The 9,260-nt window shown below is 74.1% G+C and carries 12 protein-coding genes; 7 read left to right on the top strand and 5 right to left on the bottom strand.

The genetic code is table 11. The features are described 5' to 3' along the window. Window positions 1-191 (bottom strand): redoxin family protein (locus tag ACFXOZ_RS41115; RefSeq protein WP_380595150.1); only part of this gene is annotated, 191 nt, incomplete at its 3' end. Between the two features lie 213 nt (window positions 192-404). Between ACFXOZ_RS41115 and ACFXOZ_RS41120 the strand changes: the two genes are divergently transcribed. From ACFXOZ_RS41120 to ACFXOZ_RS41135, 4 genes are all read left to right on the top strand, one after another. Further along, complete coding sequence (locus tag ACFXOZ_RS41120; RefSeq protein ID WP_380595152.1) at window positions 405-968, top strand: DivIVA domain-containing protein; 564 nt, start codon at window positions 405-407, stop codon at window positions 966-968. Window positions 969-1,106: 138 nt separating this feature from the next. Further along, window positions 1,107-1,688 (top strand): hypothetical protein, encoded by a 582-nt coding sequence (locus tag ACFXOZ_RS41125; protein WP_380595154.1) that lies wholly within the window; start codon window positions 1,107-1,109, stop codon window positions 1,686-1,688. A 472-nt stretch (window positions 1,689-2,160) separates the two neighbouring features. Beyond that, window positions 2,161-3,045, top strand: a complete 885-nt coding sequence (locus ACFXOZ_RS41130) for a hypothetical protein (RefSeq protein ID WP_380595156.1) — start codon at window positions 2,161-2,163, stop codon at window positions 3,043-3,045. Between the two features lie 67 nt (window positions 3,046-3,112). Next, window positions 3,113-3,691 carry a hypothetical protein gene (locus ACFXOZ_RS41135; RefSeq protein ID WP_380522790.1) on the top strand — a complete coding sequence of 193 codons (579 nt, stop codon included), beginning with the start codon at window positions 3,113-3,115 and terminating at the stop codon, window positions 3,689-3,691. Window positions 3,692-3,754: 63 nt separating this feature from the next. On the opposite strand, the gene ACFXOZ_RS41140 is transcribed toward ACFXOZ_RS41135, so the two are convergent. Both ACFXOZ_RS41140 and ACFXOZ_RS41145 read right to left on the bottom strand, forming a co-directional pair. Next, window positions 3,755-3,901 (bottom strand): hypothetical protein, encoded by a 147-nt coding sequence (locus ACFXOZ_RS41140; protein WP_380595158.1) that lies wholly within the window; start codon window positions 3,899-3,901, stop codon window positions 3,755-3,757. Window positions 3,902-3,931: 30 nt separating this feature from the next. Further along, complete coding sequence (locus ACFXOZ_RS41145; RefSeq protein WP_380595160.1) at window positions 3,932-4,360, bottom strand: hypothetical protein; 429 nt, start codon at window positions 4,358-4,360, stop codon at window positions 3,932-3,934. 257 nt (window positions 4,361-4,617) lie between these two features. Between ACFXOZ_RS41145 and ACFXOZ_RS41150 the strand changes: the two genes are divergently transcribed. Both ACFXOZ_RS41150 and ACFXOZ_RS41155 read left to right on the top strand, forming a co-directional pair. After that, the gene (locus ACFXOZ_RS41150; protein WP_380595162.1) at window positions 4,618-5,058 is read left to right on the top strand and encodes a hypothetical protein; all 441 of its coding nucleotides are present in this window, start codon (window positions 4,618-4,620) and stop codon (window positions 5,056-5,058) included. Between the two features lie 393 nt (window positions 5,059-5,451). Next, entirely contained in the window at window positions 5,452-6,558 is a 1,107-nt protein-coding gene (locus ACFXOZ_RS41155; protein ID WP_380595164.1) for a hypothetical protein, read from the top strand. Window positions 6,559-6,634: 76 nt separating this feature from the next. Here ACFXOZ_RS41155 and ACFXOZ_RS41160 read toward each other — a convergent pair whose 3' ends face one another. Both ACFXOZ_RS41160 and ACFXOZ_RS41165 read right to left on the bottom strand, forming a co-directional pair. Beyond that, entirely contained in the window at window positions 6,635-7,822 is a 1,188-nt protein-coding gene (locus ACFXOZ_RS41160) for a protein-L-isoaspartate O-methyltransferase (protein ID WP_380595165.1), read from the bottom strand. Between the two features lie 271 nt (window positions 7,823-8,093). Then, a complete protein-coding gene (locus ACFXOZ_RS41165; RefSeq protein ID WP_380595167.1) occupies window positions 8,094-8,558 on the bottom strand; it encodes a DUF6924 domain-containing protein in 465 nt (154 codons plus the stop codon). A 176-nt stretch (window positions 8,559-8,734) separates the two neighbouring features. Between ACFXOZ_RS41165 and ACFXOZ_RS41170 the strand changes: the two genes are divergently transcribed. After that, window positions 8,735-9,169, top strand: a complete 435-nt coding sequence (locus ACFXOZ_RS41170) for a hypothetical protein (RefSeq protein ID WP_380522796.1) — start codon at window positions 8,735-8,737, stop codon at window positions 9,167-9,169. Window positions 9,170-9,260 lie beyond the last annotated feature (91 nt).

A 9,260-nucleotide genomic window follows, 5' to 3' on the forward strand; every position in this document is an offset into this window, starting at 1 on the left:
ACGGAGGTGGCGCAGGTGGGGGTGTCGATGCTGGGGAAGATGTTGAGGACCTTGCGGCGGCCGGCGAAGTCCTGGAGCGAGGTGTCCGCGAGGCCCTCGCCGACCAGCGTGAAGGCGGGGGCCTGGCTGCCGGCGGCGGGCAGTACGCCGCCGATCTCGACCGGGTTCCCCTTGAGCGTGACCTGAGCCATGAAAAGCCTCCTACCAGCGGTGTACGACAGACAACGCCGTCGATCCTACTGCCCGCACCCCGCGCCCGACGCGGGGTGACCGAGGAGCGGACACCCTCCCGCCCGGCGCTGGGGGAGTCGGCCCGGTCCTGGGCCTGAGGCCGGTGGGCGGGGCTGTGCGATGCTGACGGGGCGGCAGACGGCAGACGGCCGGTGGGACAGGGGGAGGGGCGGATGGCCGAGGGCGGCGGGAGCGGGTTCGACGTGGTGCGGCGCGGCTACGAGTGCGCGGAGGTGGACGCCTACCTGGCCCTGGCGCCCTCCCGGCGCCCGGACGCCCCGGGTTTCACCATCGCCCGGCGCGGCTACGACCGGGCGCAGGTCGACCGCGCGCTGGCCGCCGCACCTGCCGCTGCGGTGCCCGTGGACGCGGTCGCCCGGCGCGGGTTCGACCTGGTGAGCTGGGGCTACGGGCGGTCCGAGGTGGATGCCTACCTGGCGTCGGCGTCGGCGTCGGCGTCGGGGGCGGGGCGGCGTGCGGGCGGGCCTCGGTTCCGGCTCGTGCGGCGCGGCTACCACCCCGCGCAGGTCGACCTGGTGGCGGCGGGCGCGGTGCCGGTGTTCGCCACGGCGTGGCGCGGCTACGACCCGGCACAGGTGGACGCCCACCTGGCGCAGGCCGCGCATCGGCGCCCGGCGGCCGCGGTGTTCGCGGTGGTGCCCCGGGGCTACCGGCGTGCGCAGGTGGACGGCTACCTGGGGGCGTACGGTCCGGGCGGCACGGTCGCGCCGTCCTGAGGACCGCCGGGCCGCCCGCCGGGCCGACTGCCGAGCCACCGGCGGTTGTGCGAATTCGGTGACGCATCGTCAGTTCCGCGTGGTCTACTGCGTGCCGGATCGTTCGCGCACAAGTCGCCGCGAGGAGTGGACCGTTCGATGAACGCCGTATGCCCGGGGTGCGCCGCCGGGGAGCACGCCCTGCCCGTGCCCGAGGCCCTGGAGGACGCGGCTGCGGCCGCCGTGGACCCGCCGGCGGCCGCCCACCTGGCCCCGCCGCCCGCGCCGGGGCCGCAGCCCGTACGGGAGAGCGCGGCGGTGGTCGTGCTGGTGGTGGTCGCGGCGCTCTGGCTGCTGGTGGGGGTGCTGGGCATGCTGCACCCGGATCCGGACCTGCATCGACACGACGACGCCTATCGGGCGGGCCACCTGCTGGGCGGCCTGGTCGGCCCGGCGGTGCTGACGGCCGCGGCCCTGCTGGTGCGCACCGTCTCCCGGCGGCGGGGCCGGCGACGGGAGGAGGAGCGACTGCGGGTCCAGCACGCGCGCCGGCAGGACCTGATGCAGCGGTGGCGGCGCGGCTGGTGGTGCCGGCGCTGCCGGGTGGCGTTCTTCCCGTCCGGTGCGCTGCACCCGGGCAGTCCAGCCTCGCCCGCGCTGGCGGCGCAGCACTACCCGGCCTGGGTGCTGGGCGTCGGCGCCCCGGGGACGCGGGGAGAGGACGGCCAGGTGCTCTTGTAGTGGGCCGGGCGCGCGTCGCGCTCGGAAGGGCACATCCCGGCGGAGGCCACCCCGCGACCCCAATCCCCGTGAGGCCCGCGCGGACCGTCCAGGATGCGGCGGGCCTGGCGAGGGGTCAGCGGGCGGAGGACGAGGCATTCGGTGACCAGGTCGTCCATGCCCGCTTCCTGCCACCCGCCGTCCGCACCCGCAGCCGCATCATTCGTGTGCGCGCCGCGGGGCAGGCCTGTTAGCTTGCCCGCCTTGGCTTGCCTGCCGATGGGTGGCGGGCGCCCGGGGAGTGGGGGACGGCGGGTGTCGATGGTGGACTGGTGGCCGGTCCGGGGGAAGGTGTGCTCCCTGGCTTGGGAGGGCGGCGAGTTGATCGATCCGGTCGGCGGTGGTCGGCGGTGGTCGGCGGTGGAGCGCGGACGGGACGGAGCGTCCCGGCCGAGCTGTCGCCGCCGCTTTCGGCCCCGGGTTCGACCGGGCAGTGGTCTCGCCCTCGGGGCGCTACGCCGTCGTCCACGAGGAGCGGGGTACCAGGGGTGTGGTCGTCGGCCTCGACGGACGGGGCGTGCTGCGCGAGCTCGCCCGGGCCGACCACTGCGCCGACGCCTACGACTATCCGGTCGCGCTCGGCGCGCTGCCCGACGGCCGCGAGGTGCTCGTCCACTGCCCCGAAGAGTACAACGTGCTCCAGATCGAGGAGTTGGAGTCCGGACGGCGCCTCACCGGAGGTGCCCGGGAGCCCGTGGACATCTTCCACTCGCGGCCGGCGGTGAGCCCGGACGGCCGGTACCTGCTGGTGACGGGGTGGGTGTGGCACCCCTACGGTGTCGCGGAGGTGTACGACCTCGCGGCGGCGCTCGCCGATCCGGCGGTGCTGGACGGCGACGGGGTTCTCCCGGCGTCCCCCGAGACCGACGCCGAAGTGGTCTCCGGCTGCTGGCTGGACGCCGACCGGTTGGCGATCGCCACAACGGGCGAGCTCGACTACCTGGTCGACGACGGAGCCGACGACGGGGCCGACGAGTCCGGCTGCGCGGCGGCCCCGGCCGCTGGAGCGAACCACCTCGGAGTGTGGTCGATGTCGGCCCGGCGCTGGCTGCACCACAGCCCCTTGGACCACCGCGCCGGCACCCTGCTCGGCCGGGGCGGCTCCGCCCAGGTGGTCTCGCTCCACGGGCACCCCCGCCTGCTCGACGCCGCGACCGGCACCCTGGTCGCCGAGTGGCCCGAGGTGACGCTCACACGGCGGAACGGCAGCTACGGCGCCGAGCACATCCCGACCCCCGTCGCCGCGCTCAGCCCGGACGGCCGCCGCCTCGCCGTCGCCCAGGACAAGGGCATCGCCCTGATCGACCTGCCGGACTGACCTGGCTGACCGGACTGACCGGGCCGGCCGCACGGAGGTGTCGGAGGGCGTGGCTAGCATCCCCGGCATGGGCTACACCACTGACTTCACCGGCCGGGTCGCCGTCACCCCACCGCTCAACCCGGCCGAGATCGCGTACCTGCGGAAGTTCGCCGGCACCCGCCGCATGGACCGTGCCGGCGGCCCCTACTACGTCGACGGGAGCGGCTACGCGGGGCAGGGCCGCGACGCCGACATCCGCGACTTCGACAAGCCCCCGGCGGGTCAGCCCGGCCTCTGGTGCCGCTGGGTGCCGACGGCGGACGGTTCGGCGATCGAGTGGAGCCAGGTGGAGAAGTTCTACGACGCGCCCGAGTGGATGACCTATCTGATCGACCACTTCTTGAAGCCCCGCGCCCATGCCCAAGGCACGCCCGGTTTCGAGGAGTTCACGTTCGACCACGTGGCCGACGGCACGATCGACGCACAGGGGGAGGAGCCCTGGGACACCTGGCAGCTCCTGGTGCGCGGCAACGAGGTCTCCGTCTCCGCGGCCGAACTCCCGGACCCGGCCTGGCTGTGCGGGGGGTGCCGGGAGCCCGTCGCCGACGAGGACGCCGGGTGCTGCCCGGGCGCGGAGCCGATGCCGGTGTTCCCGGAGCCGTGACGTCCGGGGCACCCGGGCGTCCCTCGCCCCCGCCGCGCTGCGCGCCCGCCCGGGTGGCAGCCCTCAGCTGTACGGGCTCCAGCGCCCGAAGCGGGCCAGCAGGTGGCGGGCGCCGTCCTCGTCCGGGCCGAGTGCGGCGGCCGTCGCCGCGAGGCCCAGGTCCCGCCGGGCGTCGTGGGCGGGCCAGTACGCGGTCCGCTCCGCGGTCACCTCCAGCAACCGGGCGGCCCGCAGCGCCGCCTACGGGGAGTTCTGCGCCAGCTTCTCGATGGCCTCGCCCAGGCCCTGCAGCACCTCGGCGAGGTCCTCGGGCAGGGCCACGGCCGACTTCTCGACCTCGACGGTGTGCTGGTCCCACTCCTGCTCGCAGGTGTCCGCCGGCTCCGCGGCCGCTTCGCCGAGCCGCTGTTCCCCGATCTGCCCCCAGTCGAGCGGGTGCTCGGGGCCGGACCAGCCGCAGGAGCACACGGCGCGCAAGGCGTGCGCGCGCGGGGCGAGGCGTGAGTGCCCGTCGTACACGGTCCACTGCGCGGTGGTCAGTCCGGCCCCGTGCTCCGTCATCATGATGTACGCGGGTTTCGGCACGGTCCCGTCGGCGAGGAGCACGCCGACCGACCCGGTGTGCGAGGCCCCGAACTCGTCCGTCGTCCATGTCTCTTGCTTGACCACGACGAGCCTGCCTCTCCAGTGGTCCGCCTACGCGGAACGCCCGCCCCCGGGCGCGGCACCGACGATCCCGCAGCAGGGGCTCACGGACCACCGAAACCGCGAAACGCCGCCCATCCGTGTCACCTTCGGGGACACTCCCCGCGGGAACGGTCGGCCGGCTGCCTACAGCGCGCGTTCGGAGCAGAAGGTCGACAGCGAAGGCGGCTGGCACAAGAATGCCAACGCGGCGGAGAGCCCGAAGACCACAGTGAGGTTCGATGAAGCCGATACGGATCTACCCGAAGTACCAGCGGTTGTTCCTCGTGGCGGGCGGGCTGGTGTTCCTTTCAATCGCGGTCGCCGGTGTGATCATCACCCCGATCGGTTCCAAGGTGTTCTACTCGTTCGTGCTGGTGTTCTCGGTGGTCTGGTGTCACCAGGGTGCCCGGCTGGGACTGGTCATCGGGCCCCAGGGCATCGTCGAGCGCTCGATGGGACGTCCGAACCGCATCTCCTGGCAGGACATCGAGGACGTCAGGGTCGAGGGCGGGACGAACGCCGGGGTGGCCGCAGTCGTGATGATCGCGCTGACCGTCCGCGGTGGTGACGTCCTGCTGCTGCGGGGAACGGCGCGGTACGACCGGAAGGGCGTCGAGCAGACCCGCCGTCGGATCCTTGCCATGCGGGCCGCCGCCCTGGGAACTCCGGTGGAATCGTAGGGCTTTCAGAGTCCGGGAAACGGCCACAGGCCGTCCGGGAAGCGATCTCCCACCCGCGTCGCATGTTGCGCCCACTCCTCTCCTGAACCCCGGGCTTGTTGCTGGCCTCGGGCGGGTTCGGTGACTGCGGCTCGGGCGGCGGGACCTCCAAGACCCCCGACCGGGTAAAGCTGAGGCGGGGCGGTGCACCGTGCCGGTACGATCCTGCTCGCCGCGCACACAGGTGCGGGGGCGGGGGGATCGGGGCGAGGTGTGTCCGCGCCGCCTTCGTGCCTTCACGCCTTCGTGTCTTGTGCCTTCTTCGGTGCCCGGTGCCCGGTGCCCGGTGCCCGCTCACGGGCCGCTCGGTGCGGGTGAGCGGCGCCTCTCCCCGTCCCGCTAGGAAAGCAGTTCATGGTCTTCTCGCTTGTGGTGCTCGTGGTGCTCGTGGTGCTCGTCGCCGTCGTGGGCAAAGTGATCGTCTCGCAGCGCGCCCGGGAACGGCGGAGCCTCCTGGAGACCAAGCTGTGGCGCAGGCTGGCCCCGCGCGAGCAGCTCGTGGTCAAGGGGGACGAGCCGTCCGCGGAGTTGGCGGCCGTGCTCGATGGGGCCGGGGGCGGTGACTGGCGGGCGGCGGCGAAGTACCTGGCCGAAGCCGAAGCCGAAGCCGAAGCCGGAGCCGACAGTGGTGCTGACAGCCGCGCCAACCGGCGCTGGATGCGGATGGAGCCGCTCAGCACGGCGGCCTCCAAGGAGGACCACTGGCTGCGGCGGTGGCGCGAGGAGGAGCCGCGCGACGCGGCGGCCGCCCTGCTGCAGACCGACGCACTGGTGCAGCTCGCCTGGGAGATCCGCACCGGCAGGTACGCCTCCGAGGTGACCAGGGAGCAGGCCCGCGGGTTCCACCGCGTACTGGGGGAGGCGGAGCAGGCCGCGCGGGAGGCCGTCGAGCTGGCTCCGGCCGAGGACCCCAATCCCTGGGTGGCGCAGATCGCGATCGCCATGGGACTGGGCCGGTCGAACGAGGACTTCCGTCAGCTGTGGGCCGAGGTGACGGCCCGTGACCCGCACCACCTGCGGGCGCACGAGGGCGCGCTGCAGTACTGGTGCGCCAAGTGGCACGGCAGCAACGAGCTGATGCACGCCTTCGTCGACGCCGCGCTCGCCGACGCACCGGCCGGCAGCCTGCTGACCAGCCTGCGGGTGCGGGCGCTCTTCGAGCAGTACACCCGCGACAGCGCCGGGGCGGCCGCCTACCGGACGCCGGAGTTCACCGCGGCCGTGGACGCCCTGCTGGCCGATCTGGAGCAGGCCGATCCGGCGCACCCGCAGCTCCAGGCCGCCCGGGGTTGGGCCGCCTGGTCACTGGTCATGAACGCCCGGGTGGCGCACGCCTTCGAGATGTTCGAGGTGATGGGCCGTGAGGTGGCCGGCCCCTGGAGCGCCTACGAGGACCCGCAGACGGCCTTCCACCGGATGCGCACGATCGCCGTGGACGCGATCGCCCGGGCGACGGTCTGACCTGCACCGGTCGGGCACCGGTCGGGCGCCGGTCGGGCGCCGGTCGGGCGCCGGTCGGGCGCCGGTCGGGCGCCGGTCAGTGTCCTGCCGACACCGACCGTCCGATCGGCCAACGCGGTCCGTCCGGGCCGCCCTGCCACGCCCACTGGGAGTCGGGGGTGACGGTGATGCCGTAGTCGTACCGGTCCGGGCGGCCGAGCTCCTCCCACGCGGACCGGGCGGCCGTCACCTCGTCGCCGATGCGGCGCGGCCCGCCCTGGTACAGCATCACGGAGCCGTCGCCGCGCGCGGTGAACGCGGCCCACGACCGGTCGCCGTCGTGGACCCAGGCGTTGACGCCGTCCTCGTCCCGGCCGGTGAGCAGTGCCGCGTCCGGTACGGCCACGCGCAGGGCGAAGCGCAGGTCCCAGTCGTTCTCCAACGCGCCCAGGTCGTACGCCGGGAGCAGGCGCTCCGCGTCCGGTTCGGCCGTGCCGCCGCGCACCGCGCTGTAGGCGGCGTGGCCGGCGGGTGCCGGGGTGGGGGCGGTGCGGTCGGCCATGAACTGGGCGAGGCCCTGGACCCAGCCGGTCGCGCTCCTGCCGTCGTCGGCGACGACGAGGGCGACGTGCCCCAACAGGCCCCAGGGGTAGACGATCCGGCCGCCCGGCCGTACCGCCTCCACCCAGGCCCACGGGACGGCCTCCACCGCGTAGGTGGCGTGGATCCGGTCGACGGGCATCCCGCCGGGCGCCCCGCCGCCGGTCGCGTTGCCGGTCACCACCTCGACGGAAAGACCGGCGTCCGCCAGACGGCGGCGGGCGGCGGCGGCCAGGTGCTCGTCCACCTCGCTGGAGACCACCAGCCCGGGACCGGCCCGCCACGCGGCCAGCGCCGCCGTCCACCCCTGCCCGGTGCCGATGTCCCACACCCGGTGGCCGGGTTCCAGGCGGAGGCTGTCCAGCATGTCCGCCACGACGGACGGCGCGGACAGCGACGAGGACGGCAGCGACGGCGCCGACAGGCTGCTGCCGACCTGGGTGACGGCCGCGTCGTGGACGCCGGCGAACAGCTCGTCCGCCCACCCGCGCCGGTCCGTCGTACGGTCGAGCGGCACATAGGCCCGGCCGTCCCAGCGCCACAGCCGGTCCGGCGCGAACCGGTCGCGCGGCACCGCCGCCATGGCCTCGCGCACCCACGGGGACGCGGTCGGCCACGCCCCGTCGCGCTCCATCACCGCGTCCAGGTGCGCCCGGCGACCCGCCAGGTCCTCGTCGTCCGTCACCGTGCGCTACTTGCGGCGCGTGCCGGTGCCCGGCGGCGGGGGCGGGACCTGCCCGTCGTTGTTCCCGGGCGGCGGGGTGCCCGTTCCGGGGTCCGGCGCCGGCTTCTCGTGCTTGCCCATGCGGGTTCCCTTCGGTCGCGTAGGGGACACGGTCGGCCGCTCATCCTCGCCCACCCCGGTGCCGCACGGTAGTGGGCGCGCGGGAGCGCCCACGGGGCGCGCGCCGCGGCGCCGCGCCCGCCACGGGCCCGGCGTCCGGTTCCGGTTCCGGTCAGAAGGACCGGAAGATGCCGTCCGGGTCGTCCTGCGCGGCCCTGGCGAACTCCTCGAAGCCCATGTTGGCGATGCTCAGGTTCGCGTGGATCTCGTGGACGCCGGTCGGGAGGGTGCGGAAGGAACGGCCGTACCTGGTCGTCAGGGCGTAATCCCCGTCCTCACGCCGGACGGCGGTGACCGCGAGAAGCGTGCGGGGCGCGGACCGCATCGTCGTGCGGTCGGCGAGGAAGACGACGCTCGGGTGCTCGCCGGAGCGGACCTCCGCTGCCACCTCGTCGGCAGTCGCGTCCGCCCAGGCGGGGTCGTCGACGAAGTGGACGAGCGACTCGTAGCACCGGTCTCCCCAGGGCTTGCCCAGTTCCGTCACCACCGCCCGCCAGCCGGCCTCGTCGTGGTAGTCGGTGCGGATGACCAGGGCGTCGAATCCGCCGTGGTCGGCGACACCGGGCAACGTCCTCATGGGGGGCTCCCTCCCTCGGAGCCGACCGCCGATCCGCGGTCGGGACAGCTCCGTACGGTCCAGTCTCCCGCGGAGCACCGACAGCAAGGGCAGACGGCCCGCGGAGGGAGTGTGCTTCAACCGGGCCCGAGCTCCGGTAAGGTCAACACCCCTCAACTACAGGATGATTGACGGTGATGCACGTGCAGAGGTACGGCCGAACCGAGCTCGAATGGGACGAGTTGACCGAGGCCGGTTGCGACTACCTGGCCGAGGTCGCCAGAGGCGGCGGCATGACGACCTACACCAAGTTGAACGCGGCTCTGGTGGAGCGGACGGGGCAGCCCGGATTCGACTTCTCGCAGGCCGGGCACCGGGCGGCCGTCGGCCACCTGCTGGGCCTCGTCACGGCAGCCGGCCGTACCGGGAAGGAGCCGATGCTCTCCGCGCTGGTCCAGTACGAAGGGCTGAACGACGCCGGCCCCGGGTTCTACCGCCTGGCGCAGGAACTCGGGCTCCTGTCGCTCGGCGCTTCGAAGGCGGAGAAGGAGAAGTTCTGGACCGACCAGGTGCGAGCCCTGTACGCCGTGCACCCCCGTGCCACCGGCCCGGCCGCCGGCGGGAAGTACTAGTGTCCTGAGTCCTTGATCCGTCGTTGGTCAGTGCATGGGACGTCCTGGGCCGAGGCTGGCCGAGCTGGTGTTGTCGGATCACGAGCGGCAG

It is taken from the genome of Kitasatospora sp. NPDC059160, assembly GCF_042755465.1.
Classification (GTDB): domain Bacteria; phylum Actinomycetota; class Actinomycetes; order Streptomycetales; family Streptomycetaceae; genus Kitasatospora.

Bases quoted from the DNA above. Each gene is read 5' to 3' on its own strand.
- ACFXOZ_RS41125 (WP_380595154.1), top strand. From the start codon at position 1,107: ATGAACGCCGTATGCCCGGGGTGCGCCGCCGGGGAGCACGCCCTGCCC.
- ACFXOZ_RS41170 (WP_380522796.1), top strand. From the start codon at position 8,735: ATGCACGTGCAGAGGTACGGCCGAACCGAGCTCGAATGGGACGAGTTG.
- ACFXOZ_RS41120 (WP_380595152.1), top strand. From the start codon at position 405: ATGGCCGAGGGCGGCGGGAGCGGGTTCGACGTGGTGCGGCGCGGCTAC.
- ACFXOZ_RS41135 (WP_380522790.1), top strand. From the start codon at position 3,113: ATGGGCTACACCACTGACTTCACCGGCCGGGTCGCCGTCACCCCACCG.
- ACFXOZ_RS41155 (WP_380595164.1), top strand. From the start codon at position 5,452: ATGGTCTTCTCGCTTGTGGTGCTCGTGGTGCTCGTGGTGCTCGTCGCC.
- ACFXOZ_RS41165 (WP_380595167.1), bottom strand. From the start codon at position 8,558: ATGAGGACGTTGCCCGGTGTCGCCGACCACGGCGGATTCGACGCCCTG.
- ACFXOZ_RS41150 (WP_380595162.1), top strand. From the start codon at position 4,618: ATGAAGCCGATACGGATCTACCCGAAGTACCAGCGGTTGTTCCTCGTG.